This window comes from Eikenella sp., assembly GCF_057315495.1.
In genome coordinates this window covers 47377-73277 of sequence record NZ_DBHKXY010000019.1, presented here as the reverse complement: position 1 = coordinate 73277, position 25901 = coordinate 47377, and the positions used below count along the sequence as shown (strand labels likewise).

Genomic DNA, 25901 nt, shown 5'->3' with positions numbered 1-25901 from the left:
TTGTCAGGTAGCCTTTTTCCAGCTTATCCGGCCCTATGCGCCATCGCCTAAATGATCAGGCTGGGCGAGGATGGTGCGTTTGCCGTTGGTGTCGGCGGGGGAGACGATGCCTTCGGCTTCCATTTGGTCTACCAAGGTGGCGGCTTTGTTGTAGCCGATGCGCAGGTGGCGCTGGATAGAGGAAATCGTGGCTTTCTGCGTGCGCAAGACGATGGCAACTGCTTCGTCGAACAGGGGATCTTGGCCGCTGTTGCCGCCGATGCTGCTGTTGGCATTGCTGAACAAATCGTCGCTGCCCACGCCGGAGGTGAGGATGTCTTCCACATAGTCTGGCGCACCGAAGCCCTTGAGGTATTCGGCCACGCGCTGCACTTCGCTATCGGCCACAAAGGCGCCGTGGATGCGCTGCGGGTAGCCGGTACCGGGCGGCAGGAAGAGCATATCGCCTTGGCCGAGCAGGTTTTCCGCGCCCATTTGGTCGATGATGGTGCGGCTGTCCACTTTGGAGGCTACCTGAAAGGCGATGCGTGTGGGGATGTTGGCTTTAATCAGGCCAGTAATCACGTCCACGCTGGGGCGCTGGGTGGCGAGAATGAGGTGGATGCCGGCGGCACGGGCTTTTTGGGCGAGGCGGGCAATCAGCTCTTCGATTTTTTTGCCGGACGTCATCATCAGGTCGGCAAATTCGTCCACGATCACCACGATGTGCGGCAGATTAATGAGCGGCTCGGGATTGTCGGGAGTGAGGCTGAAGGGGTTGGCCAGCCGTTCGCCGCGGGCGGCGGCATCTTTGATTTTTTGGTTGTAGCCGGCGAGGTTGCGCACGCCCACATGGCTCATCAGGCGGTAGCGTTTTTCCATTTCGTTCACGCACCAGGTGAGCGCGTTGGCAGCCAGTTTCATATCGGTTACCACCGGCGCGAGCAGATGCGGGATGCCTTCATACACAGAGAGCTCAAGCATTTTCGGGTCGATCATGATCATGCGCACTTCGTCGGGCGTGGCCTTGAACAGCAGCGACAAAATCATGGCGTTCACGCCCACGGATTTGCCCGAGCCGGTGGTGCCGGCCACCAAAAGATGCGGGGCTTTGGCGAGGTCGGTTACCACCGGCTGGCCGGTAATGTCCTGCCCCAGCGCGAGGGTGAGCTTAGATTTGCTTTCGGCAAACACCGGGGAATTGAACACTTCACTCAGGCGGATCATCTGCCGCTTGGGATTGGGCAGCTCCAAGCCCATGCAGGTTTTGCCCGGAATGGTTTCCACCACGCGGATGGCGGCCACGCCGAGCGAGCGGGCAAGGTCTTTTTCCAGGTTAATCACCGAGTTGCCGCGCACGCCTACATCAGGCTCGATTTCGTAGCGGGTAATCACCGGGCCGGCATAAGCATCCACCACGTTTACTTTCACGCGGAACTCGGCCAGTTTTTCTTCGATTTTGATGCTGTTTTCCAGCAGCTGTTCTTCGCTGAGGGTGGCTTCGTTGTCGTATTGCGGCGGCAGGAGCAGCTCGTTCATCGGCACATGGTAGTGGCCGAAATCGGCAAACGATACGGCGGAAACGGCCGAAACCGGCGCGGGCTGCGGCGGCAGGTCGGGCAGGGGAGGGATGCCGGGCGCGGCAGTGGGCGCGGGGCTTGCCCACGCAGCTCGCGCCTGGGCTTCGGCTGCACCTTGCTCCAAGGCTTGCTGCCATTCGTTACCGTTGTCGAATTCGATGGCGGGTTCGGCAGCCGGTGCTTGCTCGGTGAGTGAGAGGTCGGGGCGGAAGTGATATTGGGCACTGGTTTGGTCGGCGGAGTCTGAATACGTTTCAGCGGTATCGTCGCTCACAGTTTCAGCCAAGCTCCAAGGTGGGCTGTCTTCAACGGTGCTTTGCGGGAAAAAAATCGGCGGCTGTTCGGCGGTCAGCGCCGACTCCTCCTCAACTGGTTGGGCGTCGGGGTTTTCGGGCGCGGTGCCGTGATTGAATGGGGTGAAGCGGGTGGAAATCGGCAGCGGCTTAGTCTGCTGGGGCGGCACAGCCATCGGCACTTGCGCGCCCTGGCTGTGGTTCACCCGCGCGGCGGCGGGAATCACGCTCTCGCGCACGGTTTGGCGCTTGAAGCGGCTGCGTTGGCGGTTGGCTGGAGCGTCAGTTTTGGCCAGATTAGCCAAGATTTCGTCTTCATTGATTACTGGCAAATCGGGCTGCTGCGGGGCAATGGCCGGTTGTGGTGCGGGCTGGGGCTGCCGGCGTGCACGCAGGCGCTGGCGCAGAAGGTTGTTGCGGATGTCGTCGGGGCTGATGGTGTGCCGCTCTTCGGCAGGCTCTTCAGGCACAGGCTCGACTGCAGGCGGCATATGGGCTTGGATTTTTTCGCGCACATACTGCACAGCGGGATCGGTCGACGTGATTTCTTCGCGCGGCTCGGCGACGGGGGAGGGGGCTTTAATCGGCCAGTTTAGCACCACGGGTTCCAGCGGCTTAGCTTCGTCTGCTTCGTTTTTATGCAGCATACGAGTGGCTTCGGAAAGGGAAATGATGCTCGGCTCGGGTTGGTTTTCTTCGTGTTCGATGCTTTCAGGTAGCCTGTGTCGGGTGGCTTCGGCTTCGGTGATTATCGGCAAATCGGCATCGGGAGCGGATAAATCGTGGATTTCCGGCTCGGCGGCGGTATTGGTTTTGGTTTCGGCTGTATGAGAGCTATCAGTGTTGTCAACCTGTTCAGGAGTCGCATCAACGGTGGCTTCTGCCAGCAGGGCAGCTTCCGCGGCGGCCGTTTCTTCTTCGGCGGGGCTGAAAATCGGCAGTTCTTCTTGATTTTCGCTCACGTTGCGACGGCGGGTTTTTTTCTTTACGCCGCCGGCAAGCAACTCGATTTTGCGCTGCAATTCGTCCTGCACTTTTTGATAGTGCAGCTTCACTTGGGTTTGCGCGCGCTGCGGCAGCACATTGGGGCGGGCAGGCTGCTGCTGCGGGGCGTTTTCCGCTTCGGTATCAGTAGATTGCTTGTTGTTTTGGTGCCGGTTGAGATAAGTAAACTCCAGCAGCCATTCGCGCTCTTCGCGTGCGCGCCACCACAAGAGCACGGCGATGCCGGCCAACAGCAGAATCAGCAGAAAAACTAAAAACATAAACAGCGGCTCCCGAATTTGGCGCAAAGGTAGGTATTTTAACGTGTTTCCCGCCGAAATTAAACCTTGCAGCCTTGGCAAAAACCTCGGTTTTGGCGCATTTCTGCGGGATGTGCTGCCCGAACGTTTGCCTATCTGTATGATATGTTTGCGCGTTCTGTGATGCTACCGCTGTGATTGGCTATCAAACTTGCGGGTTTAATCCACTCTGCAAAAGATCTCCGCCCGCAAATTGCGGGCGGCGGGATGAAAGATTAGAGGCGGATTTCGATATTGTCGATGAGGCGTGTGTTGCCCAAACGAGCGGCGGCTAGCACCACCAGTTCGCTGTCGCCGACATGGGCTACCTGAAGATTACCCGCGTGGCGGATTTCCACATAGTCCACTTGCCAGCCGGCCTGTTTCAGGTTGGCTGCCGCCTGTTGTTCCAGTGCGGCATAGTCGCGGTTGCCGTTTTTCACCGAGCGGGCAACGGCCTGCAATTCGCGGTAGAGCTGCGGGGCTTGTTTGCGCTCGGCTTCGCTTAGGTATTGGTTGCGACTGGAGAGCGCCAGGCCGTCGGCGGCGCGGCCGATGTCTACCGGCACGATTTCCACCCGGAAATTCAAATCGGCAGCCATACCTTGCAGGATGGCCAGCTGTTGATAGTCTTTTTTGCCGAAGCAGGCGTAATCGGGCTCAACAATGTTGAACAGCTTGGCCACCACGGTGGCTACGCCGCGGAAATGCCCCGGGCGGAACGCGCCGCACAGTTCGTTTTGCAGATGGGGCGGCACCACGTTGTATTGCTGGGCCACGTGCGGATACAGCTCTTGCTCGCTCGGCGCGAAGAGCACGGCCACGCCTTCTCCGGCCAGTTTGGCGGCATCCTGCTCCAGCGTGCGCGGGTAGCGGTCGAAATCCTCGCCCTGGCCGAATTGCAGGCGGTTAACAAAAATGCTTACCACCACCTTGTCTGCCCGTTTGGCCGCTTCGCGCACCAAGGCTAGGTGCCCTTCATGCAGGTTGCCCATGGTGGGCACGAATGCCACGCTGCCGGCTTCGCGGCGCCAGTCGCGCAGTTCTTGAATGGTATGGATAATTTTCATGGCTGGTTTGCCTTATCAATAAAATGCGGCGCAGTATACTCCGCCATGCTGGGAGAGGCTACCTGAAAAACAGATGATAGGGTTTCAGGTAGCCTTCACTACGGGGTATAGCATGGAGCGTGGATGGCTTGTTTGTATTTATGTAATGCGGCTTATGCACTTCAAAATTTCAGGTAGCCTGAGCATGAGAGGGCTACCTGAAAAATATGCCGGATATGAAGCAGGCTACCTGAAAATTCTAAAATGGGTTTTCAGGTAGCCTTTCCGGGTATAAACAAACCTACTTTCGCACCAGCCGCTCCGACGCGGCGCGGGCGCGGATTTTGATTTCTTCCGTCAGATAATCCTTCATCTGCGCGTATACCAGCGTGATCACGGCAATGTCGTCGCTGAAGCCCAGCGGGCCGAGCAGGTCGGGGATGCTGTCGATGGGGCTGACGAAATATACCAGCGCGCCCACGATAATCAGCTTGGCACGTTTGGGCACGGCGGGCGACTGAAACAGGAAATACAGCGCATACAGCTGCTCCACCACCGGCCGCCCCAGCCGCAGCGCGAAACGGCGCAGCTTGCGCAAAAAGCCGTCCGGCTCGAAACGGCGGCGGCGGAATTCCGGCACGAAATCTTCGGGGCGGACAGGGTTGTCTTGATTCATAGCAAACTCCTTGCATTGGATAGGGCACAAATGGGCGCGGCAGCGGCAGGTTTCAAGTTTAATCTTCCGGCAATAGCAGCTGCGGGGTCATTGCGGCTTTCAGTTTGGCACAGAGCCTGCCGCCTTCATCAGCCTTCACGCCAAACCACCAAATGCCGGATTTTTTCACCGACCAATAATTACCCGCCCGCCAGCCGCCGTTGAGCAGATAGCTGCACAGCTGCCCCAGCCAGGGCTGGTGTCCTACCAATATTAAATAATCCGCTCCTTTGTGTTCGGCAATCAGCGCGGGCAGCTCTTCCACATGGTTAATCGGATTCAGCTCGGGTTTCACGGTATAGGGCAGGCCGAGCGCTTCGGCAGTTTGCCGGCTGCGCAGCGCCTGCGAAGCCCACACTTCCACCCGGTTGTTTAGATACGGGCGCAGCCACTGAGCCGCCGCATCGGCCTGCTGCCGACCTTTGTCGGTGAGGCCGCGTTCCAAATCGGGTACGCCATATTCGGCTTCGGCGTGCCGCCATAAAATCAGGTTCATCTTGCCTTCCTTATTCTCTGATACAATTCGCATCTTAATGCTTGGCAGCCTATGAGGCTACCTGAAAAGCATGGTTTCAATAACACAAACAAATGACAGCCTTTCCACACACCCTGCCGCCGCTTGTTTGGCAGCCCGATCCGCCCGCCGTTTCCGCTGCTTTGCGCCGCCTGATACAGGCAACCTCGCTCACCTTGGCCTTGCAGGCCACCGGCGCGGATTTCCGCGTTCAGGTAGCCTTTCAGGGCGAACGGGCGCAACTGTGGCCGGGCGAAGGGGTGGCCGGCAATGCGTTTCATGTGCGCCAGGTGTGGCTGCTGCTGGATGATACGCCGGTGGTGTGGGCGCGCAGCGTGTGCCCTTTAGCGGGGGCGTGGCCAAGCATCCTGGCTTGCGGCACGCAGCCTTTGGGCAAACGCCTGTTTGATGGCCGCCTGGCCGCTGAACGCAGCCCGCTCGCCTTCGCCGCCGTGCCGCCCGTGCAACAAGAACAAGCCGCCCGAGCCGTTTGCCTGCGCCGCTCGGCATTCGATTTGAACGGCGAAAAGATGGTGCTGACCGAAGGGTTTATGCCCGAGCTGGCGCGGTTTTTGGAAGAGTAGTTAGGATGAACTAAGGCAGCCGCTAAATGAAAAAAAGCTACCTCTATTTGCTGGCCATCATCGCCGTTAGCATCTTTTGGGGCGCATTGGCCTACCACTTTAATTTGTTTGCCTCGCTAAAATTCCGATATGTAACGCTGACGGATACTTATGCGTATGTATATAAGAGCGCTCGAGCTGGTAATATTTCTTTAGAGATAAATAACTATCCGAATGTAAATAATTATTCCATTCTTTGTATATACGCTAATAATAGCGAAGGTAGGAGTGCCTGTGATATTGTCGGATTACACAAAATCCAACGTGCCAAATTACTGGTGGCCTATTATGAGAAAAATGGCGTTGAGGATGTATCCGATACCTATTTGAAAGAGCTGGTGTATGAAGATGAAGATTCAAAAGGGGTAGGAAATGGAATATTCCACACTTTTAGTGTCTCAGATGAGCAGATAGAGCTTTCTAAAGAGGATCGGCTTGGGATAAAAAGGACTGTTCCGGTCTTGGTGATAATTACGGGGTGTTTATGGAGCATTCTATGGATTACTCTCCGGTTTTTTAAGAATAAATGATTATAAGTTTGTCCCTGCAGTGGCTTTTGGTTGCTCAATGTTTATTCTTTTCTGTTTCGGCTGAATCAAGCCTCAAATATGATTTTCCAGATGGCCTCTTTCGCAGCCGAAAGGCTACCTGCAAAGTTGCAGGCAAGTTTCCACTACTTACTCAGTCCTGCTTCTTCAGCTGGCCTTCCGATTGAATTTGTACGTTGTTTTATTAAACCTCCTATTTTCAGGTAGCCTCTCTCTCACGCCCAAAGGCTACCTGAAACCACACCCCGAGAACTCCCGTGCCTTTTCTTTCTTTCCTCTCCCCGAAGCAAGCCGAGCGTTTGGCCGTGTACCTGCAACTGATGCGCGCCGACAAGCCCATCGGCACGCTGCTTTTGCTGTGGCCCACGCTGTGGGCGCTGTGGATAGCTGCCGGTGGGCTGCCCGATTTCGGCATTCTGTTTGCCTTCGTGCTCGGCACTTTTCTGATGCGCAGTGCCGGCTGTGTAATTAATGATTTTGCCGATCGTAATTTCGACGGTGTGGTGGCGCGCACCAAAAGCCGCCCGTTTGCCACTGGCAAAGTGAGTACGCGCGAAGCGCTGCTCTTGCTGCTGGTTTTGTGTGCCGCCGCCTGCCTGTGCCTGCTGCCGCTGAATACGCTCACCAAGCTGATGAGCTTGCCCGCGCTGTTTCTGGCCTTGAGCTATCCTTTCACCAAACGTTTTTTCCCGCTGCCGCAGCTATATTTGGGGCTGGCTTTTTCCTTCGGTATTCCGATGGCCTTTGCCACCGTACAAAACCATGTGCCGCCGCTGGCCTGGCTGCTGTTTGCCGCCAATGCCTGCTGGACGCTGGCCTACGACACCATCTACGCCATGGCCGATAAGGAAGACGACCTGAAAATCGGTATTCAAACCTCGGCCATCACCTTCGGCCGCCGCGACGCCGAAGCCGCCATGCTGTGCCACGCGCTGTTTGTGCTGCTGATGGCCGCCGCAGGCTGCGCCATTCACGCCCGCTGGCCGTATTGGCTCGCGCTGGTGTACGCGGTGTGGCACCAATGCGGCCAATACCGTGCCATCCGCAGCCGCAACCGGGAAGCCTGTTTTAAGGTATTCTTATCCAACAACCGCATCGGCTGGGCTTTATGGCTCGGTTTGCTGGCGCATTACAGCGGTGGCTGATTAGGCTACCTGAAAGCTGGCCGCCGGGCACAAAATTGCCCTTCGGCGGCGGCACAGGTACAATCCTATCCTTAATGAATTTTTACGCAAGAGAAGTAACCATGAGTCTGATCGGCAATATCCTGCCCGTATCGCATATTGTGCTGGATTTGGAAGTGAGCAGCAAAAAACGCCTGTTTGAAGAAGCCGGCCTGCTGCTGGAAAGCGAATCCGGCCTGAGCCGCGCCGCTGTGTTTGAATGCTTGTTTGCGCGCGAAAAGCTCGGCACCACCGCGCTGGGGCACGGCGTGGCCATCCCGCATGGCCGGCATGCCGAAGTGCAAGCGGCCACCGGCGCGTTTATCCGCCTGAAAGAAGCTGTGGATTTCGATGCGCCCGACGGCGAGCCGGTATCGCTGGTGTTTGTGCTGCTGGTGCCGGAAAACGCTTCCGGCGAGCATTTGGAAGTGCTCTCTGCCTTGGCCATCAAGCTTTCGGATAAAGCCGTGCGCGAGCAGCTTTTGGCTGCCGAAAACGCCGAAGCCGCCCACCGCATTCTCACCGCATAACCAACAGGACGCCTATGCCCAGCATCTCCGTGCGCAAGCTCTATCAAGACAACCAGGCCAAGCTGAGTTTGGCTTGGTCGGCCGGCACGGCGGGCGCAGACAACCGCATCAGCGTGGATGCCGACAAACCTGTGTTGGCGCTGGTGGGGCATTTGAATTTTATCCATCCCAACCAAGTGCAGGTGTTGGGCGTGGCCGAAGTGGCCTATTTGGATAAGATGGCCGCCGGGGAAGTGAAGGCGAGCCTGGACGAACTCTTCGATTTGAGCATTGCCCTGGTGATTGTGGCCAACGATCTGCCCGTGCCTTTCATGCTGCGCGATTATTGCCACACCCACAACGTGCCGCTGCTCACGTCCAAAACCGAAAGCCCGTTTTTGATGGACGTGCTGCGGATTTATTTGCAGCGCGTGCTGGCTGCCTCCACCGTGAAACACGGCGTGTTTTTGGACGTGTTTGAAATCGGCGTGCTGCTGATGGGCGAATCCGGTTTGGGCAAGAGCGAGCTGGCTTTGGAGCTGATTTCGCGCGGGCACGGTTTGGTAGCCGACGACGCGGTGGAGCTCTACCGCACCGGCCCGGAAACGCTGGAAGGCCGCTGCCCGGCCGTATTGCGCGATTTTCTCGAAGTGCGCGGCCTGGGCGTGCTCAATATCCGCACCATTTTCGGCGAAACCGCCGTGCTGCCCTCCAAGCAGCTCAAGCTCATCATCAACCTGACGCTGGCCGACGACAACTACATGAAAACGCTCGACCGCCTTTCCATCCAGAGCGAAACCGAAACCATCCTCAACGTGGCCGTACGCTCGGTTACGCTGCCGGTGGCCGTCGGCCGCAACCTCGCCGTGCTGGTGGAAGCAGCGGTGCGCAACTATATTCTGCAGGCGCGCGGTAAAGACAGTACCAAAGAATTTTTAGAACGCCATACCGCCATGCTGAGGGAAGACGAACGCAGCCATGAGGATAGTGCTGATTAGCGGGCTTACCGGCTCGGGAAAAACAGTTGCCTTAAAATTGCTCGGTGATATGGGCTTCACTTGCGTGGACAATATTCCGCCCGCGCTCCTGCCACAATTGGTGGCCCAATCTGCTGCCAGCCAAATCAGCAAGCTGGCCATCAGCCTCGATATCCGCCTGCCGTATCCCCAAGACACCATCCAAAACTGCCTGCGTGCCATCCGCCGCCAAGGCCACCCCCTGCGCCTGCTGTTTCTTGATGCCGACACCGCCACCCTCATCCGCCGGCTCGACCGCCACGGCCGCCGCCATCCCCTAGCCGCCACCACCCTTACCCTGGCCGAAAGCATAGCCGCCGAGCGGCAAATGCTCCAACCGTGGCAGAGTTTCGCCTTTTGCATCAACAACTCCCATGACAGCATCGGCGATTTAAAATTTCGCATTCAAGAGTGGCTCGCTCTCAGCCACGGCGGTTTGCAGGTGGTGATCGAATCATTCGGCTTCAAATACGGCGCGCCGCTGGATTTGGATTTCCTCTTCGACACCCGTGCCTTGCCCAACCCGTATTACGATGAAAACCTGCGCGAACTCACCGGCCGCGACGAAGCCGTGCGCGCCTATTTCGCCCAATTCAAAGTCGTGCAGCAGATGGTGGCCGACATCAGCGGCTACCTAAACCGCTGGTTGCCCGAATACGCCCGCCAAACCCGCGTGCACATGCTCGTGGTCGGCATCGGCTGCACCGGCGGTCAGCACCGCTCCGTATTCGTGGCCGAAGCCGTGGCCGAACGCCTGCGCGACTACCCCGTGTGGGTGCGCCATCGCCAGCTTCCTACCACCGCCGCCCACCGCGCGTGAGCGCCAAGCATATTTGCTTTGGTTGAAGCTTGAGTTTCAGGTAGCCCCAACACCAACAGGCTACCTGAAAACGAGGCCTCCGCAGGAGGACGAGTTTCTGCGGAGCTAAAACCAGACTTCCGCAGGAGGACAAGTTTCTGCGAAGCTAAAACCAGACTTCCGCAGGAAGGCAAGTTTCTGCGGAGCGGACCGAGACTTCCGAGGGAAGGCGAGTTTCTGCAGCGCTAAAAAGATCAGTTTCAACACTGCCAATCAGTACTCCTAACATTTTCAGGTAGCCTTTTCCTGCCAAAGGCTACCTGAAACCAATAGAAAGAAAACATCATGAGCATCCAATGGTTTCCCGGCCATATGCACAAAACCAAAAAAGCCCTCATCGAGCGGCTGAAAAGCACCGATATGGTCATCGAAATGCTGGATGCCCGCCTGCCTGCCTCCAGCCAGAACCCACTGCTTGCACAGCTTTCGCGTGGCAAGCCCAAGCTCTATTTACTAAACAAACAAGACCTTGCCGACCCCGAGCTCACCCAAGTGTGGCTGGCCGAACTGCAAAATCGCCCCAACACCAGCGCTCTGGCTCTTGATGCTTCCGAACGCCAAGCTGCGCAAAAAATCACCGCCGCCTGCCGTGCGCTGGTTCCGCAGCGGCAAGGCATCGACCGTCCCCTGCGCGTGCTCATCTGCGGCATTCCTAATGTGGGCAAGTCCACCCTGATCAACGGCATGATCGGCAAAAAATCTGCCAAAACCGGCAACGAGCCCGGCATCACCAAAACCGAACAACGCCTGTTGCTTGCCGACGACTTCTGGCTCTACGACACCCCCGGCATGCTTTGGCCGAAAATCATCGTTCCGCAAAGCGGCTACAACCTCGCCGCCAGCGGCGCAGTAGGCCGCAATGCGCTGGATGAAGAAACCGTTGCTCTCGAGCTGCTCAACTATCTGCGCCAACACTACCTGCCCCAACTGCAATCTCGCTACCAAGCCGACCCGGAAGAGAGCCAAAGCTGGCAAGACACCGACTGGCTCGAATGGATCGGCCGCCGGCGCGGCGCCCTGCTTGGCGGCGGCCGCATCAACTACCAAAAAGCCGCTGAAAACACCCTCACCGATTTCCGCGACGGCCAAATCGGCCGCATCACCCTCGAAACCCCCGAACAGTGGCAAATCTGGCTTGCTGCCGCCCGCGAAGAAGAAGCCCGCCTGCAAGCCAAACGTGCCGAGCGGCAGGCTGAACGGCGTAAGGGGAAATAGGCGATATATACCAAAAGGCTACCTGAAAGCAGTTTGTATGCTTTCAGGTAGCCTTTATTTTCTTCCGTTTACAGTTTTACCATGTTGTTACAGAATCTTAAACAACCTTGCCAGCAACACATCTTGCAGCACCTGCTGCGTTTCCTCCTGTCGCAGCAGGCATGAGAGAGGCAAATCGAGTTCCACTCCTGAAACGGCTTGGCGCAAGCTGGATAAAGCCTTCATACGGTTTTTTTGTTCAAACATATCTTCCATATCGGGTTTGACGCGGAAATGCCAAAATGGCTCAAACTTCATGTGGTAAAGCGGCATGCCGAATTTTTCCTGATGATAGTCGTTTGCTACCCACCGTTGCCATTGCCGCCGAAACACCATCTGCCATTCAATTAATAATTCGTCAGAAAAGTTAATCTGTTCTGTTTTCAGGCTACCGGAAGCATATAGGAGGCACAGGCTGTACAGCAAAATAAATTTGTGTGGTGAGTGATTTTGTGCATAAGTAAAACTGGTATGCAATCCTCGGAATTGCTCTACATATTTCAACAACACCGGTAAATTCGTCATACCGAGTCCTCCTGCAAACCCCGCAATATCTCCGGCGCATCCCAATCCAAAGCCCGACAGTATTCGATAAATTCAAATATATCCATCCGCCTGTCACCTGTTTCCACTTTCCCCACGAATGAATGCACCACATCCATCCGCTCCGCCAACGCACGTTGCGACAACCCCAAATCCAAGCGCCGCCGGATAAGGAGCTGTCGCAATTTCGCATGTTCCTTGGAGTGAACCGACAGCCGGATGTTCTTCATTGCACCGATTTTAGGTACAATCACGAATGCACCTGTTTTCGGTGCAAATGAGAAAATGTATGAAAGTTATCCCCATAAACAAAGCCAATCCGTTTGAGGATATACGCCAAAACATCGCTGAAGAATATTTGAGCGAAACACAGCACTACCCTTGGATTGTTACCTTTTCAGGCGGCAAGGACAGCACCCTTGTCGCCCATTTGGTGTTTGACATGCTGCTTTCGCTGCCACCGATGCTGCGGACGCGGCAGGTGTTCTTCGTTTCCAACGACACGCTGGTGGAAAGCCCGCTGGTAGTGAAACACATGCGCCAATCTTTGGCAGAAATTCTGCGTGCCGCCGAAATTTTCAGGCTGCCCGTCAGCGGCGAAATCACCGTGCCGAAATTGCAGGACACCTTTTGGACGCTACTCATCGGCAAAGGCTACCCCACGCCCAACCGCTCAATGCGCTGGTGCACCGACCGCCTGAAAATCCAGCCTACTAGTGGCTACATCCTGCAAAAAGTAAACGAAAACGGCAAAGCCATCATCGTGCTGGGCGTGCGCAAAGACGAATCCGCCACCCGCAAGGCCAGTATCGAAAGCCACCAAAATCTAGAAAACAGCAATCTGACCCCGCACGGCGATCTGAAAAACGCGTTGGTGTACCGACCGATTGCCGATTTGAGTACCGACGACGTGTGGGAATTTCTTGCTACCAACGACCCACCCTGGGGCGGCACACACAACGATTTAATCAAGCTATACCGAGAAGCTGCCGGCGGCGAATGTCCGATTGTGCTAATGAAGACGGAAACACGGGAACAGGTGGCTGATTTGCTGCTGTGGAGTGATGCAAACGCCAGAAATCTAATGGAGAAAATTGCCTTCGAACATGGTGTATCGCCCGATGCGCTGGCCGATTTGGCAGCATGGGAGCGTGAACAACAGGAACGGATCCGCAAACGTGGCATGACCGAAGTATTCGATGAAGTTTTTGAAAACAGGAAATATTGGGGCTGAATATGTGGATACATTCAATCAGACTGCTTAATTTCAAATCCTACAAAGAAGCGGCCTTTTCCTTTCCAGAACCGAAAAACGGGCAGAACATCGTTTTAATCGGCGCGATGAACGGACATGGCAAAACCACTTTGCTAGAAGCGGTTTACCTGTGCCTGTATGACACGGATGCGGTCAGCCATTTGCAGCGGGCAGGCTTGAACAGCAAAGATGTCAATTACCCGAATTTCCTGCAGGCCGCGCTACACCACAAAGCCGCGCAGCAATACGGCCGATACCGCATCGAGTTAGAAATCGAAATCCGCCAACGGAGGCAGGGTAAGGTTTGCGGTCTGAAAATCCGCCGAAAATGGCATTTCAACGAGAAAAGGCAGTTTGAACGCGAAAACACCGAAACGCGGGCGGATGTGCTGATTGATGACTGCTATCTGCCCGTCGATTTAGCCGAATTGGACAAATATCTCAATACCTACGCTCTGCCGTTCGATTATGCGCCGTTTTTCTTTTTTGACGGCGAAAAAATCGTACAGGCTGCCGAACGCAGTGGCACAGGCATGTGGCTCAACACGGCCCTGAAAGGTCTGCTGGGAGTAACTCTGCTGACACGGCTTGCAGGTAGCCTTGGCGATTACCGCAGACGCTGCATTTCCGAAAATGCAGGTCAAAAAATGCAGGAAGATTTGGAAAGAGCCGAAAACGCACTGGCATCTGCCCAAGCCCAATACGATGTGTTTCGTGAGGAGTGGGAAAAAATGCAACAGGAATGGGCACATTGGGATGAGGAACGAAGTAGGCTGCAACAGCAGCTAGGTGGTGGTAGCGACATTCGGACTTCGCAGGATTTGCTGAAGCAGCGTGAACGGCTGGAAAAGGAAATGGACGACTTCAATGCGAAGGTCAAAGCGGCGGTTAAAGCCATGCCTCTGTCCTTCCTACCATCAGACAGTCTGAACGCGCTAAAAAGCAAACTCGAACGCGAAGCAAACCGCCTGCATCACGAAGCCGGCAGAGAGCAGATTGCGGGACGAGTGAATGATTTTTGGAGTGCGTTTGTCGGTAGTGGCAAAGTCAAAGAAGTATTGGGGCGTTCGGCCGGTGCTATTTTGGAAGATCCGCTGATGAAGGAAGCGGTGGCTGAATGCTGGAACGAATTGTTTTACCCGCTGCCTGACAATTGTGCCGAAATCATTGAGCACAACTATCTCTCGAAAAACGCCCATGCTGAAATCCAAAGTGAAATTAGCCGCCTGCAAGGCATGCCGCAAGGCAAAATAGGCAGCCTGCTGGCCGACATCGAACAGCGCCGGCGCGAACAAAAACAAGTTTTGGAAGATTTGGAGCTGCTCAAAGGCAGCAACAAAGACGAATTAGTAGAACAACTCAAACAGGCGAACAAGCAGGCCGATATTCTGAAAGAACGTTCGGGCAGCCTGAAAAGCAACGTGTTGCAAAAAGAAAAAGAATGCCAGCGCAGGAAGGATGAAGTCAGCAAACTGCAAGACAAAATCAGCGACAGCAACCCGCTGATGGTGAAGTCACGCCGTGCGGGGCAGGTGGAAAAAGTCATTGCCGCATTGACCGATGCGCTGACGCGGCAGAAGGCGGACGAAATCGGTGAAACCGCTACCCGCATCAACCGCGCCATTTCGCATGATGAGCGCATCCACAAAATCAGCATCGAAGCAGACGGCAGGATGGGCTTGTACGGCAGTAGCGGTAGGGAAGCACAGGTGGATTTGTCGGCCGGACAAATGCAGATCCTGATTATGTCACTGGTATCGGCATTGGCGGAAGTTACCCGCTATCCCGCCCCCTTCGTCATCGATACCCCGCTGGCACGTTTGGACGAAGGCCACCGCGAAGGTTTATTCAGACATTGGAGTGGGCTGGAACAGCAGGTGATTTTGCTGTCACAGGATACCGAAATCACACCCGAAGTGTACCGCCGTCTCGACCCGCATATCGGCCGCACATATCTGGTGGAAGCCGAATCGCTGGACAGCGCAGGCGCATGTTCGCGCGTAACCGCTGATGTTTATTTCCAATAATTAAAGGAACAACATGTATCTACTGCCAGACAACCGCCAGTGGGATTCCGATTATTTCCACGCCCTGATTAGCGACAAACACATTATTTCCAGCAGTGAAGCTAAAGCCATACGTGAAAAACTCACCCACGCGGGTGCGCTGCCGCATCTGGACAACAACTACGACTGGGCGACACTCTGTATCGGCTATTGCTTTGCCAAAGGCTGGGCGCAGCGGCCTGAAAAATTGACTGCTGCCCCCGATACCAAAGGCATTGATATCCCGTCTTTCCAAACCTGCTTTCAAGACTATTCGCGGCTGTGGCTTGCCCTACTGAGCGAGACCCTGTTCCACATCAGACAGGGTAAACCGGCGGGAAAAGATGATTTGTACAAATTGATTGCCGACCTGTGGCATACCGGCGCGCTTGGTTTGCATGCGTTTTGGGAACGTTGCAGACAATTCAAACCTGATGACGATTTGGCGCAACGGCAGGCCTTTTTGAACGAATTGGCCGAATTGGCAGTTAAAAACAGCGGAGGACGGCAAAGCATGGGGAAAAATTCTTTTTCAGACAGCCTTCACGCGGAAAATGCCGAGACACCCGATGCAGCCTGCACCAAACTCAAAACCGCACTGGACAAAACAGTTGGGAAAGGCGGTACGATACAGCCAGAATACGGCGGCGTGCGCTACGACTGCTTGCGCGTACAGTTCGACTGCTATGTGGATTTGGACAAATACCATAGCCAGATTTGCTCCGAATTAGGCATCGGTGATGACGAAATGCGCTGCGGGCGCATACGCGGCGAAGCCAACACCTGGCACATCAACATCCTGCGCCCGCAAGACACTTGGCGGCAATACGGGCAAAGTGAGTTTCAGACGGCCTTGCAGCAATACCGCGCATCGGCACGGCAGTTCAAACTGCCCGTGTGTATCGGCTTGGACGAACGCGGCGAACCTGTGTTTGACGACTTAACCGCTGCTGTACACAGTTTTGTTGCCGGAAAAACTGGATCGGGCAAATCCGTTTTTGTTCACAGTCTGCTGCATAGCCTCTTGCAACTGAACAGCAAGGAGCAAGTGGAAGTCGTCATTCTCGACCCGAAAAAGACCGAATATCAAACCTTTTTGCAGAATTATCCCGATTATATCCGCGAAGGGAGAATTATCACCGACAGTTCGGAGATGGATGAAATCCTGTATGAGCTTGCAGGCGAAGTAGAAAGGCGGAACGAGCTGTTACAGTTGGAAGGAAAACGCAATATTGCCGAATTACCTGAAGGCATGGTATTGCCGCGTTATATTGTCGCCGTGGTGGATGAAGTGGCCAACTTGCTAAGTAAAAACAAAGAAGTAGAAGACCTGCTTTGCCAGCTTGCCGAAAAAGCCCGTTCTGCAGGTATTTTCTTGTTGTTGTCCACACAAACACCTAACAGCGAAAGCTTCTCCCAACGTCTGCGCGCCAACATTCCCACCCGCATCGCATTTAGCGTGGTTAATGCTAGGGCATCGGAAATCGTGCTGGGTGAAGGCGGTTTGGGAGCGGAAAAACTTGTGGGCAGCGGCGACCACCTGGTTAAATGGAACGGCGGCGCAGCAAGGTTTTTGCATGGATATAACGTGTAGTAAAGAGGTATTAAAAGGCTACCTGAAAGCATACAAACTGCTTTTTAGGTAGCCTTTGTTTTGGTCGTGTCAGGGTTATTTCACCAGCTTCAGGCCTTTGTGTTTGCCGGCGGGTTTGCTGTCTTTGCCGCTGTTGCCCGCTTCGGGTTGGGGCGGGGTACTGGGTTCGTAGGGCGTGATGTCGAAGTTCATACCTTCGCCGGTTTCGCGGGCATAGATGGCGCCGATGTGGCCGACCGGAATCCAAATCTCGTGCGCCACCCCGCCGAAGCGGGCAGTGAAGCTGACCCAGTCGTTATCGATGTGCAGGCCGGCGCAGGCGGTGGCGCCGATGTTGAGGATGATTTGGTTGTCTTTCACAAACTGCATGGGCACGCGGGTGTGCTCGTTTACCCAGACTTGGATGTAGGGTGTGTGGCCTTGGTCGCTGCACCATTCGTGCAGGGCGCGGACGAGGTAGGGTTTGAGGGTGGGGTTCATGGGCAAGATTCCTGTGTGGCGAAAGGCTACCTGAAAAACATATCGCTAAAATACTTCACTTCCTACGGCGTTGGATAGCCGCCTGGAATGAAAAATCATGATTTCAGCTAAAAGCCGCTTGTTTAGACAACGCGGAAGCGGTTTCCAAACAAACGGCCTATATGCTTAGCGGCGCATGGCTTTTTCGGCGGCGGTGAGCGCGGCGATAAAGGATTCGCGTTGGAAAATGCGCTCGGCGTATTTCAGGATGGGCGCGGCGGATTTGCCCAGTTTGATGCCGTAGTGGTCGAGCCGCCATAGGAGGGGAGCGATGGCGACGTCGATCATGGAGAAGTCGTCACCCAGCACGTATTTATTTTTAGAGAAGGCGGGAGCGAGCAGGGTGAGGCCTTGGCTGATGGCTTCGCGCGCTTTGGCCTGCTCTTTGGCCGATGTATCGGGGCTTTCGAGTTTTTGCACGTGGCTGAACAGTTCTTTTTCCATGCGGAACAAAACCAAACGGCCGCGACCGCGCATCACGGGGTCGCCGGGCATAAGCTGCGGATGGGGGAAGCGTTCGTCGATGTATTCGTTGATGATGTTGGATTCAAACAAGATGAGGTCGCGCTCAACCAATACGGGTACTTGGTTGTAGGGGTTCATCACGGAGAGATCTTCGGGTTTGTTGAAGATATCTACATCTTTGATTTCGAAATCCATGCCTTTTTCGTATAGCACGAAGCGGCAGCGGTGGCTGAAGGGGCAGGTAATGCCTGAGTATAAAACCATCATAACTGTATTCTCCCTAAACGGTGTTGCCGGCTTGGCAAGACTGCCGGCGTATGCTAGCCGCGTATTATAGCCTGCCGGCGGTTTTATGGCTAGAAAATCGATGTAACTTGATGATGTTTATGTAATTAATTTAAATTTGAGATGAGAGTAAAGGCTGCCTGAAAAAGCAATATTTCAGGTAGCCTTTGCTTATGGCTTTAAATATCCAGCTCGGCTTTGTCGCCTTCGGCTTCCATCCAGCTGCGGCGCTGGGCGGATTCGCCTTTGCCCATGAGCTTCACAAATACGTTGTGGGTGGGCTCGCTGCTGTGTTCGGGGATATGCACGCGCAGCAGGCGGCGGGTGTCGGGGTGCATGGTGGTGTCTTTGAGCTGGTCGGGATTCATTTCACCGAGGCCTTTGAAGCGGCTGATGGAATATTGGTTTTCGCGCAGGCCTTCTTTGCGCAGTTTTTCCAGAATGCCTTCGAGCTCGGCTTGGTCGAGGGCGTAGAATTTGCGCGCAGTTTTTTTTCTGCCTTGGGCGGCTACGTCCACACGGAACAGCGGCGGCTGGGCAACGTAGATGTGGCCGCGGCGGATGAGCTCGGGGAAGTGGCGGTAAAACAGGGTGAGCAGCAACACTTGGATATGCGAGCCGTCGACGTCGGCATCGGAGAGGATGGCGATTTTGCCGTAGCGCAGGCCGGAGAGGTCGGGGCTGTCGCCTTCGCCGTGCGGGTCTACGCCGATGGCCACGGAAATATCGTGGATTTCGGTGTTGGCGAAGAGTTGGTCGCGGTGCACTTCGAAGCTGTTGAGCACTTTGCCGCGCAGAGGCAGGATGGCTTGGGTGTTGCGGTCGCGGGCGAGTTTGGCAGAGCCGCCGGCGGAATCGCCTTCCACCAGGAACAGCTCGTTTTCGCGGATGTCTTCGCTTTCGCAGTCGGTGAGCTTGCCGGGCAGCACGGAAATGCCGCTGCCTTTGCGTTTTTCGATTTTTTTCACCGAGCGCATGCGCTCTTGGGCCTGTTTGATGGCGAGCTCGGCAATTTTCTTGCCGGCTTCGAGGTTTTGGTTGAGCCACAATTCGACGTGGTCGCCGGCGAGGGCGGCCACGAGTTTGAGCGCGTCGCGGTTGGTGAGTTTGTCTTTGGTTTGACCTTGGAATTGCGGATCGAGCATGCGCACGGACAGCACGAAGGCGACGCGGTTGAATACGTCGTCGCTTTGGACTTTCACGCCGCGCGGCAAGAGGTTGTGGTGGGTGATGAAGTTGGATACGGCGTTGAACAGGGCTTGTTTGAGCCCGGCTTCGTGGGTGCCGCCGGCGGGGGTGGGGATGAGGTTGACATAGCTCTCGGTGGTAATGCGGCCTTCTTCCAGCCAGGTGAGGGCACAGGATACGCCTTCGCCGTCGGCAAAATCACCATGATGGCTACCTGAAACGTGGTTTTGCAGCGTAAGCAGGGGCAGGGTGTTTTCCTGCTCGGCCAGCAGGGTTTTCAGGTAGCCTTCCAAACCGTCGGGGTAGTGCCAGGTTTGGGTTTCGGGCAGGCCGTTGTGCCAGCGGGTGAGGGAAACGGTTACGCCGGGCATCAGTACGGCTTTGGCCCGCAGCAGGCGTTCGATTTCGGCGATGTCGTAGTTGGGGCTTTCGAAGTAGCGGGTATCGGGCCAGATGCGCAGGGTGGTGCCGCTGTCTTTGGCTGGGCATTTGCCGGTTTCGGCTAAAGGCTCGACCACGTCGCCGCCGGCGAAGGCGATGCGGTATTCGCGCCCTTCGCGGCGCACGGCCACTTCGAGGCGGCGGGAGAGGGCGTTGGTTACGGATACGCCCACGCCGTGCAGGCCGCCGGAGAAGGCATAAGCGCCGTCGCCGCTGGTTTTGTTGAATTTGCCGCCGGCATGCAGGCGGGTGAACACCAGCTCGACCACGGGCACATTTTCTTCTGGATGCAGGCCCACGGGAATGCCGCGCCCGTTGTCGGATACGGAAAGCGAACCGTCTTCGTGAATTTCCACATTGATGCGGCTGGCGAAGCCGCCGAGGGCTTCGTCGGCAGCGTTGTCGATGGCTTCCTGGCAGATGTGGGTGGGGCTGTCGGTGCGGGTGTACATGCCGGGGCGTTCTTTTACCGGCTCCAGGCCTTTGAGGACTTTGATGCTGCTTTCTGAGTATTGCTTGGTCATGGGTGTGTTCACGTTTCAATTAGGCTTATAGCTGAAGCAATTATTTTTTCCTACCAGGCGGCGAGCCGCAGACAGTACAGAGTAGTACGGCAAGGCGAGCCAACGCGGTAGGAAGGAATAAGTGCTGCAGCTATATTTTAACATATTGGGATTGGTGCTTTATGGCTATCCAAGCTTTGCCTGGTCTACAAGAAACAGGCTACCTGAAAGTGAGTGGAACAAAATTTCAGGTAGCCTGTGTTGGGAATGGGGCTGGGCTTTAGCCTGCTTCGACATCTTGCTACAAAGCAGCGAGTAGTTCGGCTTGGCTGCATACGGCAGTGCCGAGTTTGGCTACCACCACGCCGGCAGCGGCGTTGGCGATGTGCATGGCTTGGCGCAAGTTTAGTTTGGCGGCCAGGCCGAGGCCTACGGTGGCGATGACGGTGTCTCCCGCGCCGGATACATCGAATACTTCCTGCGCGCGGGTGGGCTGGTGGCTGATGTGCTCCGCCTCATACAGGCTCATGCCTTCTTCGCTGCGGGTGAGCAGGATGGCGTTTAATTGCAGGTGGCGGCGCAGGGCTTCGGCTTTTTCGGTGAGCTCGGCTTCGTTACTCCACGAGCCGACCACTTGGCGCAGTTCGTTGCGGTTGGGAGTGATGAGGCTGGCGCCGGCGTATTTTTCGTAGTCGTCGCCTTTGGGATCGATTAACACAGGTTTGTTGTGCTCGCGGGCGAAATCAATCATATCGGCTACCTGAAACAGGCAGCCTTTGCGGTAGTCGGAAAGGATAACCGCATCGTAGTCCGGCAGCAGACTGCGGAAACGGCGGTTGAGCCGATCCAGCACGTCTTGGCTGGGCTTCTCTTCAAAATCAATGCGCAAAAGCTGCTGATTGCGCGAGAGCACACGCAGTTTCACGGTGGTGTCGATGGTTTCATCGTGCTCTAAAAAGGTTTGCACACCATTGCTTTGGATGATTTTTTCCAGTTCGTTGGCGGCTTCGTCTTGGCCGACCACCGACAACAGGGCAGCCTGGCCGCCTAGGGCTGCGATGTTGCGCGCCACGTTGCCGGCGCCGCCGGCGCGCTGGTCCATGCGTTCGATTTTGGCCACAGGCACAGGGGCTTCGGGGGAAATACGCTCCACTTCGCCAAACCAGTAGCGGTCGAGCATGGTGTCGCCCACCACCAGCACGCGGGCGGATTGGAACTGTTGGGGGAGTGTGGTGAGAGGGGGATTCATGGCTGATCTCCGATATCAATTAAGAGGGATAGGGGTTATTGCGCAAGTATTTGAAGCAGTTGTTTAGCTTCACATGAGAAATATATGACTGTAATAGACTGCCTTGAGAGCCACAACGGAGGTTAGGCAGGCCGCAAAATAAATTCAGCGGCGGCATGCACGTGGATTTCCGTAGTGTCGAACAGTGGCGCGGCTGTATCTTCTGGGCGTACCAGCAGGCCGATTTCGGTGCAGCCGAGAATGATGCCCTGCGCGCCTTGGGCGGCCAGCCGTTCGATGGTTTGCACATAGAAACGGCGGCTGTTTTCGGTAAAGTTGCCCACGCAGAGCTCTTCGAAAATGATGCGGTGGATTTCAGCCTGCATGCCTTCATCCGGCACGATGGCTTGGATGCCGCGTTCGGCCAGACCCTCGCGGTAGAACTCGTCCTGCATGGTAAAGCGTGTGCCGAGCAGGCCGACGGTGCGGATGCCTCGTGCGCGGATGCGTTCGGCCACGCTGTCTAAAATATGCAGAAAGGGTACGCCGATGGCGGCCTGTATCGGGGCGGCAACTTTGTGCATGGTGTTGGTGGCCAGGAGGGCGGCGTCTGCGCCGGCCTGCTCCAGAGTACGAGCGGCTTGGGCGAGGATTTCGCCGGCTTTGTGCCAATCGCCGCGCTGCTGGCAATCCACGATTTCTTGAAATTCAACGCTGGCAAGCAGGATGGGCGCGCTGTGGTTGCCGCCTTTTTGCCGGTTGATGAGGCGGTTGATTTGAGTGTAGTAGGCGGCGGTACTTTCGGGTGACATGCCGCCGATGATGCCGAGTGTGTTCATGCGGTCTTTCTTTCGGATGGGTTTCAGGTAGCCTGCGGGCAGTATGGGCTACCTGAAAAATCAGCGGCGGTGCCGCCGCACGAAATCCAATTCGTTTTTGGCGGCCTGATCGTTCGGATTCAGCCGCAGGGCTTGCAGGTAGTATTGCTCGGCGGCCTGCCATTGGCCGCGCTCTACGGCGGCATAGCCTTGCCCACGTAGCGCCACGCCTTGGAAAAAGACAGATTGCGCCCGGTCGGGCAGAGTTTTGGCGGCTTCGGTTAGCCGGTTGAAGATTCTGCCACTGGTTGCAAAATCTTTTTGCCCGTTGGCCACTTGGCCGTGTTCGCTTCGTTTTGTGCCTTTTTATTGGCCGGTACATTCATGCGCACCACTTCGGAACGCGATTCGGCAAAAGCAGCCTACACGGGCAGCAGAGCCAGCAACATGATGGCAGACAAAGATTTTCTCATAGATTATTCCTTAAATAATTATGGGGCTTAGGAAGCAAAATCACTCAATATGGTGATAAGCTTCTGAAATGAATTTAAAAAACAAGTACCAAAAGTTCAGTAAAATTACCGAGCCCAAATTTCGCCAGCTCCTGCGGCTGTTTGCTTTGGATTTGACTGCCTCCGATACCGCAAAACTGACGGGTGTCAGCATCAGAAGTGTCAACAGCCTGTACCTGAAATTGCGCCGGCGTTTGGCTGACGAATGCGGGAGGCAGGCACCTTTATACGGCATTGTAGAATTGGACGAATCCTATTTCGGTGCCAAACGTATCAGGGGCAAACGCGGGCGCGGTGCGGGTGGGAAAACCATCGTTTTCGGCATTTTGAAACGTGGGGACAAGGTTTATACCGGGATTGTTCCCGATATTTCCAAAGCAACGCTGCAAAAGGTCATTAGAGGCCGTGTCGGTATCGGGAGTGTCATCAATACCGACGGTTGGCGCGGTTATCGGGGATTGGTCGATATGGGTTTTGCCAAACATTTCAGGGTACATCATGGTGACAATGAGTTTGTTCGCGGTACGCGGCATATTAACGGTATTGAATCTTTTTGGAGCTGCGCCAAGCATCGCCTGGTGCAATTTGACGGGGTGCCGAAACATACGTTTTACCTGCATTTAAAAGAAACCGGGTTCCGCTTCAATCACAGGCATAATGATTTATACAAAATACTGCTGAGAATGTTGCGTGAAAATCCTTTAAAATAAATTTTGCTTCCTAAGCCCCATAATTATTTATCGGATTGATGTGCAGGCTGCCTGCAAAACTGCCACAGCCAAAATAGCACGGGCAGATGTGCCAAAAATACCGCCAGCAACGGCAGCGGATAACCCGAACTCGCCGCCGCCCACAGGCTACCGTCCAGCGAAACCAAAGCGCAAGCTGCCAGCAAAACCGCCAAATTCAACACATACGCCGCCGCTGCAACGGGGCGAGGGAAAAGCTGCATGAACACGGCAAAGGCAAACCCCATGAGCGCCGACGCCAGCAAATGCACATCATCGCTGCCGGACGACTGCGGATAAACCCAAGCGCCGTCCGCCGCACGCAAAATTGGCAGCGCGCCCGGCATTTGCCGCAGGCAAACTCCCACCGCCACATTGGCAAGCGCGCAGAAAAAAAAGGATTTTTTCATGTTCATGCTCCTTTATTTCTTCTGCACCAGCTTCCAGGCATTTACGCCGAACAGCAGCGCCATCAGCAGTACGACTTCTTTCAGCAAGCCCATTTTCCAGCCAGGACGGACATTCAAATACACCGAGATATAGCCTAACACCAATACCGGCAGCGTGCCGAAAAAGCAGAGATACAGCGTGCGCAAAAATGTGCCTGAAAACGATGTGTACAGAAGCAAAGTTGTGCCGATACCGCCGATTAAGGCGCGCAAAAACAATACGCCGAATGTTAATCCAAACAATTTTGCCGTTTCCTGCAGGATTTAGTCTCCCATCGTGGCCAGGAGTTCGGCCTGGTGTTCGGCAATCAGGGCGTTGGTGATTTCTTCCATATCGCCGTCCATCACGAAGTCGAGCTTGTGCAGGGTGAGGTTGATGCGGTGGTCGGTAACGCGGCCTTGCGGGTAGTTGTAGGTGCGGATGCGTTCGCTGCGGTCGCCGCTGCCGATGAGTGATTTGCGTTCGGCAGCTTCTTTGGCCTGGGCTTCGCGTTTTTGTTTGTCGTTCAGGCGGGCGGCGAGCACTTTCATGGCTTGGGCTTTATTGGCGTGCTGGCTGCGTCCGTCTTGGCATTCTACTACCATGCCGGTGGGCAGGTGGGTGATGCGGATGGCGGAGTCGGTTTTGTTGATGTGCTGGCCGCCGGCGCCGGATGCGCGGAAGGTGTCGATGCGCAGTTCGGCGGGGTTGAGCTGGATTTCTTCGAGCTCGTCGGCTTCGGGCATCACGGCCACGGTGCAGGCGGAGGTGTGGATGCGGCCTTGGCTTTCGGTGGCGGGCACGCGTTGCACGCGGTGGCCGCCGCTTTCAAATTTGAGCCGGCCGTAGGCGCCGATGCCGGCAATACGGGCGATGACTTCTTTGTAGCCGCCCAAATCGCTTTCGTTGGCGGAAACGATTTCGACCTGCCAGCGGTTGCGCTCGGCATAACGGGTGTACATGCGCAGCAAATCGGCGGCAAACAGGGCGGCTTCGTCGCCGCCGGTGCCGGCGCGGACTTCGAGGAAGATATTTTTGCCGTCGTCTTCGTCTTTGGGCAACAGGAGTTTTTGCAGCTCGGTATCCAGCGTTTCGATTTTGGCTTTGGCGGCTTCGATTTCTTCGGCGGCGAAGTCTTTCATTTCGGGGTCGGCCAGCATGTCTTCGGCGTCGGCAAGGTCGCTTTCGGCTTGGCGGTATTGGCGGTAGGTTTCCACTACGGGGGTGAGCTCGGCGTGCTCTTGGTTGAGCTGGCGGAAGCGGTTGATGTCGGCGGTGGCCTCGGGGGTGCTGAGCAGGGCGGTTACTTCTTCGAGCCGCTCGGAGAGGGATTGGAGTTTGTCGAGAACGGAGGGTTTCATGTGGGCTCTTTCAAACAATTTTCAGGTAGCCTCAAACGATAGGGGCTACCTGAAAAGGATTATAGCAAATGCGGCCGGGTTTGCCGCCGTGCCTACATGCGGCTGAGTTCGCGCTGCAGGGCTTGGATGTTTTGCTGGCGGTCGAGCACGTCGCTTTGCAGGCTGCTCACGCGGGCTTGGTGGGCCTGGTAGGCTGCGCCGTCGCCTTTGGGCATGGTGCGGCTTTCGGTGAGGGCTCTTTGCGCGGTGGCCAGGGCACGGCGCTCGTTGGCCAGCTCTTGCTCGAGAATCATGCGCCGGCCGCTGTTGGTACGGCCGGAAGGGGCGGCTGCGGCCACGGGCTGCGGGGCGGGCGCATGATATACGGCGGCTTGCTGGCTGCCGGCGGCAGCGGCGCGCTGCGGAGCAGGTGCGGCGGCTACGGGCGCAGGAGCAGGGCGCGGTCGGGCGGCGCTATAGCGGCCGATGGTGGGCAGGTCGGCACGTTGGCAGCCGGGGCCTGGTTTGCTGCTGTAGCTGCCGTTGCCGCAGGAATAAACGGGGCCGGCAGCTGCGCTGAGGCAGCTTAGGGCGAAAATGGCAAGTAATGTAGTTTTCTGCAT

At 55.9% G+C, this 25901-nt stretch carries 27 protein-coding genes; 11 read left to right on the top strand and 16 right to left on the bottom strand.

Annotation, left to right across the window (positions count from 1 at the left end; genetic code table 11):
• Positions 1 to 33 precede the first annotated feature (33 nt).
• The 4 genes from ACO6EE_RS03175 to ACO6EE_RS03160 form a co-directional block, all read right to left on the bottom strand.
• Positions 34 to 3117 (bottom strand): DNA translocase FtsK, encoded by a 3084-nt coding sequence (locus ACO6EE_RS03175; RefSeq protein WP_485959169.1) that lies wholly within the window; start codon positions 3115 to 3117, stop codon positions 34 to 36.
• Between the two features lie 254 nt (positions 3118 to 3371).
• The gene (gene panC / locus ACO6EE_RS03170; protein ID WP_485959168.1) at positions 3372 to 4205 is read right to left on the bottom strand and encodes a pantoate--beta-alanine ligase; all 834 of its coding nucleotides are present in this window, start codon (positions 4203 to 4205) and stop codon (positions 3372 to 3374) included.
• A gap of 280 nt (positions 4206 to 4485) precedes the next feature.
• On the bottom strand, positions 4486 to 4860 hold the full coding sequence (locus ACO6EE_RS03165) for a YkvA family protein (RefSeq protein WP_485959166.1): 375 nt from the start codon (positions 4858 to 4860) through the stop codon (positions 4486 to 4488).
• A 58-nt stretch (positions 4861 to 4918) separates the two neighbouring features.
• Positions 4919 to 5395 carry a SixA phosphatase family protein gene (locus ACO6EE_RS03160; protein WP_485959164.1) on the bottom strand — a complete coding sequence of 159 codons (477 nt, stop codon included), beginning with the start codon at positions 5393 to 5395 and terminating at the stop codon, positions 4919 to 4921.
• Between the two features lie 92 nt (positions 5396 to 5487).
• On the opposite strand from ACO6EE_RS03160, the gene ACO6EE_RS03155 reads away from it, so the two are divergent.
• The 7 genes from ACO6EE_RS03155 to ylqF all read left to right on the top strand — a co-directional run bounded on the left by ACO6EE_RS03155 (position 5488) and on the right by ylqF (position 11346).
• Complete coding sequence (locus ACO6EE_RS03155) at positions 5488 to 5997, top strand: chorismate--pyruvate lyase family protein (RefSeq protein ID WP_485959162.1); 510 nt, start codon at positions 5488 to 5490, stop codon at positions 5995 to 5997.
• A gap of 26 nt (positions 5998 to 6023) precedes the next feature.
• Positions 6024 to 6566, top strand: coding sequence for a hypothetical protein (locus tag ACO6EE_RS03150; protein WP_485959161.1), 543 nt, complete (start codon positions 6024 to 6026; stop codon positions 6564 to 6566).
• A 275-nt stretch (positions 6567 to 6841) separates the two neighbouring features.
• Positions 6842 to 7729, top strand: a complete 888-nt coding sequence (gene ubiA, locus ACO6EE_RS03145; protein ID WP_485959159.1) for a 4-hydroxybenzoate octaprenyltransferase — start codon at positions 6842 to 6844, stop codon at positions 7727 to 7729.
• Between the two features lie 101 nt (positions 7730 to 7830).
• Positions 7831 to 8277 (top strand): PTS IIA-like nitrogen regulatory protein PtsN, encoded by a 447-nt coding sequence (gene ptsN / locus ACO6EE_RS03140; protein WP_314251553.1) that lies wholly within the window; start codon positions 7831 to 7833, stop codon positions 8275 to 8277.
• Between the two features lie 14 nt (positions 8278 to 8291).
• A complete protein-coding gene (hprK, locus tag ACO6EE_RS03135; protein ID WP_064090763.1) occupies positions 8292 to 9254 on the top strand; it encodes an HPr(Ser) kinase/phosphatase in 963 nt (320 codons plus the stop codon).
• Positions 9235 to 10092 carry an RNase adapter RapZ gene (gene rapZ, locus ACO6EE_RS03130; protein WP_485959157.1) on the top strand — a complete coding sequence of 286 codons (858 nt, stop codon included), beginning with the start codon at positions 9235 to 9237 and terminating at the stop codon, positions 10090 to 10092. The genes hprK and rapZ overlap by 20 nt, the downstream gene beginning before the upstream one ends.
• A gap of 324 nt (positions 10093 to 10416) precedes the next feature.
• Positions 10417 to 11346, top strand: a complete 930-nt coding sequence (gene ylqF, locus ACO6EE_RS03125) for a ribosome biogenesis GTPase YlqF (RefSeq protein ID WP_485959156.1) — start codon at positions 10417 to 10419, stop codon at positions 11344 to 11346.
• Between the two features lie 87 nt (positions 11347 to 11433).
• On the opposite strand, the gene ACO6EE_RS03120 is transcribed toward ylqF, so the two are convergent.
• Positions 11434 to 11910, bottom strand: coding sequence for a hypothetical protein (locus tag ACO6EE_RS03120; RefSeq protein ID WP_485959155.1), 477 nt, complete (start codon positions 11908 to 11910; stop codon positions 11434 to 11436).
• Positions 11907 to 12158 carry a helix-turn-helix domain-containing protein gene (locus ACO6EE_RS03115; RefSeq protein WP_485959192.1) on the bottom strand — a complete coding sequence of 84 codons (252 nt, stop codon included), beginning with the start codon at positions 12156 to 12158 and terminating at the stop codon, positions 11907 to 11909. Before ACO6EE_RS03115 ends, ACO6EE_RS03120 begins: the two co-directional genes overlap by 4 nt.
• Positions 12159 to 12217: 59 nt before the next feature.
• Here ACO6EE_RS03115 and ACO6EE_RS03110 point away from each other — a divergent pair, with 59 nt between their 5' ends.
• From ACO6EE_RS03110 to ACO6EE_RS03100, 3 genes are read left to right on the top strand one after another with little or no spacing between them, the layout of a single operon-like run.
• The gene (locus ACO6EE_RS03110) at positions 12218 to 13162 is read left to right on the top strand and encodes a DNA modification system-associated small protein (RefSeq protein WP_485959153.1); all 945 of its coding nucleotides are present in this window, start codon (positions 12218 to 12220) and stop codon (positions 13160 to 13162) included.
• A gap of 2 nt (positions 13163 to 13164) precedes the next feature.
• Positions 13165 to 15210, top strand: coding sequence for a DNA sulfur modification protein DndD (gene dndD / locus ACO6EE_RS03105; protein WP_485959151.1), 2046 nt, complete (start codon positions 13165 to 13167; stop codon positions 15208 to 15210).
• A 13-nt stretch (positions 15211 to 15223) separates the two neighbouring features.
• Positions 15224 to 16822 carry an FtsK/SpoIIIE domain-containing protein gene (locus ACO6EE_RS03100; RefSeq protein WP_485959150.1) on the top strand — a complete coding sequence of 533 codons (1599 nt, stop codon included), beginning with the start codon at positions 15224 to 15226 and terminating at the stop codon, positions 16820 to 16822.
• Between the two features lie 75 nt (positions 16823 to 16897).
• On the opposite strand, the gene ACO6EE_RS03095 is transcribed toward ACO6EE_RS03100, so the two are convergent.
• The 6 genes from ACO6EE_RS03095 to ACO6EE_RS03070 all read right to left on the bottom strand — a co-directional run bounded on the left by ACO6EE_RS03095 (position 16898) and on the right by ACO6EE_RS03070 (position 22605).
• A complete protein-coding gene (locus tag ACO6EE_RS03095; RefSeq protein WP_485959149.1) occupies positions 16898 to 17302 on the bottom strand; it encodes a ClpXP protease specificity-enhancing factor in 405 nt (134 codons plus the stop codon).
• Between the two features lie 165 nt (positions 17303 to 17467).
• The gene (locus ACO6EE_RS03090; RefSeq protein ID WP_003822255.1) at positions 17468 to 18073 is read right to left on the bottom strand and encodes a glutathione S-transferase N-terminal domain-containing protein; all 606 of its coding nucleotides are present in this window, start codon (positions 18071 to 18073) and stop codon (positions 17468 to 17470) included.
• A gap of 197 nt (positions 18074 to 18270) precedes the next feature.
• Complete coding sequence (parE, locus tag ACO6EE_RS03085) at positions 18271 to 20244, bottom strand: DNA topoisomerase IV subunit B (protein WP_485959147.1); 1974 nt, start codon at positions 20242 to 20244, stop codon at positions 18271 to 18273.
• A 280-nt stretch (positions 20245 to 20524) separates the two neighbouring features.
• Positions 20525 to 21472 (bottom strand): D-glycero-beta-D-manno-heptose-7-phosphate kinase, encoded by a 948-nt coding sequence (gene rfaE1 / locus ACO6EE_RS03080; protein WP_485959145.1) that lies wholly within the window; start codon positions 21470 to 21472, stop codon positions 20525 to 20527.
• A 122-nt stretch (positions 21473 to 21594) separates the two neighbouring features.
• The gene (locus ACO6EE_RS03075; protein WP_485959144.1) at positions 21595 to 22290 is read right to left on the bottom strand and encodes an aspartate/glutamate racemase family protein; all 696 of its coding nucleotides are present in this window, start codon (positions 22288 to 22290) and stop codon (positions 21595 to 21597) included.
• A 60-nt stretch (positions 22291 to 22350) separates the two neighbouring features.
• Entirely contained in the window at positions 22351 to 22605 is a 255-nt protein-coding gene (locus ACO6EE_RS03070) for a tetratricopeptide repeat protein (protein ID WP_485959143.1), read from the bottom strand.
• A 205-nt stretch (positions 22606 to 22810) separates the two neighbouring features.
• Between ACO6EE_RS03070 and ACO6EE_RS03065 the strand changes: the two genes are divergently transcribed.
• Positions 22811 to 23491, top strand: a complete 681-nt coding sequence (locus ACO6EE_RS03065; RefSeq protein WP_485959142.1) for an IS1595 family transposase — start codon at positions 22811 to 22813, stop codon at positions 23489 to 23491.
• A 23-nt stretch (positions 23492 to 23514) separates the two neighbouring features.
• On the opposite strand, the gene ACO6EE_RS03060 is transcribed toward ACO6EE_RS03065, so the two are convergent.
• The 4 genes from ACO6EE_RS03060 to ACO6EE_RS03045 all read right to left on the bottom strand — a co-directional run bounded on the left by ACO6EE_RS03060 (position 23515) and on the right by ACO6EE_RS03045 (position 25901).
• Positions 23515 to 23919 carry a hypothetical protein gene (locus ACO6EE_RS03060; protein WP_485959141.1) on the bottom strand — a complete coding sequence of 135 codons (405 nt, stop codon included), beginning with the start codon at positions 23917 to 23919 and terminating at the stop codon, positions 23515 to 23517.
• A gap of 12 nt (positions 23920 to 23931) precedes the next feature.
• Complete coding sequence (locus tag ACO6EE_RS03055; RefSeq protein WP_485959139.1) at positions 23932 to 24201, bottom strand: hypothetical protein; 270 nt, start codon at positions 24199 to 24201, stop codon at positions 23932 to 23934.
• Positions 24202 to 24222: 21 nt separating this feature from the next.
• Complete coding sequence (gene prfA, locus ACO6EE_RS03050; protein ID WP_485959137.1) at positions 24223 to 25299, bottom strand: peptide chain release factor 1; 1077 nt, start codon at positions 25297 to 25299, stop codon at positions 24223 to 24225.
• A 92-nt stretch (positions 25300 to 25391) separates the two neighbouring features.
• Positions 25392 to 25901 (bottom strand): hypothetical protein, encoded by a 510-nt coding sequence (locus tag ACO6EE_RS03045; RefSeq protein WP_485959135.1) that lies wholly within the window; start codon positions 25899 to 25901, stop codon positions 25392 to 25394.

What these genes read in the sequence shown, in the direction of transcription:
- ACO6EE_RS03150 (WP_485959161.1), top strand. Translation starts at nt 6,024, where the DNA reads ATGAAAAAAAGCTACCTCTATTTGCTGGCCATCATCGCCGTTAGCATC.
- ACO6EE_RS03110 (WP_485959153.1), top strand. Translation starts at nt 12,218, where the DNA reads ATGAAAGTTATCCCCATAAACAAAGCCAATCCGTTTGAGGATATACGC.
- hprK (WP_064090763.1), top strand. Translation starts at nt 8,292, where the DNA reads ATGCCCAGCATCTCCGTGCGCAAGCTCTATCAAGACAACCAGGCCAAG.
- ACO6EE_RS03045 (WP_485959135.1), bottom strand. Translation starts at nt 25,901, where the DNA reads ATGCAGAAAACTACATTACTTGCCATTTTCGCCCTAAGCTGCCTCAGC.
- ACO6EE_RS03160 (WP_485959164.1), bottom strand. Translation starts at nt 5,395, where the DNA reads ATGAACCTGATTTTATGGCGGCACGCCGAAGCCGAATATGGCGTACCC.
- ACO6EE_RS03115 (WP_485959192.1), bottom strand. Translation starts at nt 12,158, where the DNA reads ATGAAGAACATCCGGCTGTCGGTTCACTCCAAGGAACATGCGAAATTG.
- ACO6EE_RS03060 (WP_485959141.1), bottom strand. Translation starts at nt 23,919, where the DNA reads ATGAAAAAATCCTTTTTTTTCTGCGCGCTTGCCAATGTGGCGGTGGGA.
- ACO6EE_RS03100 (WP_485959150.1), top strand. Translation starts at nt 15,224, where the DNA reads ATGTATCTACTGCCAGACAACCGCCAGTGGGATTCCGATTATTTCCAC.
- ACO6EE_RS03095 (WP_485959149.1), bottom strand. Translation starts at nt 17,302, where the DNA reads ATGAACCCCACCCTCAAACCCTACCTCGTCCGCGCCCTGCACGAATGG.
- prfA (WP_485959137.1), bottom strand. Translation starts at nt 25,299, where the DNA reads ATGAAACCCTCCGTTCTCGACAAACTCCAATCCCTCTCCGAGCGGCTC.
- ACO6EE_RS03175 (WP_485959169.1), bottom strand. Translation starts at nt 3,117, where the DNA reads ATGTTTTTAGTTTTTCTGCTGATTCTGCTGTTGGCCGGCATCGCCGTG.
- ACO6EE_RS03165 (WP_485959166.1), bottom strand. Translation starts at nt 4,860, where the DNA reads ATGAATCAAGACAACCCTGTCCGCCCCGAAGATTTCGTGCCGGAATTC.
- parE (WP_485959147.1), bottom strand. Translation starts at nt 20,244, where the DNA reads ATGACCAAGCAATACTCAGAAAGCAGCATCAAAGTCCTCAAAGGCCTG.
- dndD (WP_485959151.1), top strand. Translation starts at nt 13,165, where the DNA reads ATGTGGATACATTCAATCAGACTGCTTAATTTCAAATCCTACAAAGAA.
- rfaE1 (WP_485959145.1), bottom strand. Translation starts at nt 21,472, where the DNA reads ATGAATCCCCCTCTCACCACACTCCCCCAACAGTTCCAATCCGCCCGC.
- panC (WP_485959168.1), bottom strand. Translation starts at nt 4,205, where the DNA reads ATGAAAATTATCCATACCATTCAAGAACTGCGCGACTGGCGCCGCGAA.
- ACO6EE_RS03075 (WP_485959144.1), bottom strand. Translation starts at nt 22,290, where the DNA reads ATGAACACACTCGGCATCATCGGCGGCATGTCACCCGAAAGTACCGCC.
- ACO6EE_RS03065 (WP_485959142.1), top strand. Translation starts at nt 22,811, where the DNA reads ATGAATTTAAAAAACAAGTACCAAAAGTTCAGTAAAATTACCGAGCCC.
- ACO6EE_RS03155 (WP_485959162.1), top strand. Translation starts at nt 5,488, where the DNA reads ATGACAGCCTTTCCACACACCCTGCCGCCGCTTGTTTGGCAGCCCGAT.
- ACO6EE_RS03090 (WP_003822255.1), bottom strand. Translation starts at nt 18,073, where the DNA reads ATGATGGTTTTATACTCAGGCATTACCTGCCCCTTCAGCCACCGCTGC.
- ACO6EE_RS03120 (WP_485959155.1), bottom strand. Translation starts at nt 11,910, where the DNA reads ATGACGAATTTACCGGTGTTGTTGAAATATGTAGAGCAATTCCGAGGA.
- ylqF (WP_485959156.1), top strand. Translation starts at nt 10,417, where the DNA reads ATGAGCATCCAATGGTTTCCCGGCCATATGCACAAAACCAAAAAAGCC.
- ptsN (WP_314251553.1), top strand. Translation starts at nt 7,831, where the DNA reads ATGAGTCTGATCGGCAATATCCTGCCCGTATCGCATATTGTGCTGGAT.
- rapZ (WP_485959157.1), top strand. Translation starts at nt 9,235, where the DNA reads ATGAGGATAGTGCTGATTAGCGGGCTTACCGGCTCGGGAAAAACAGTT.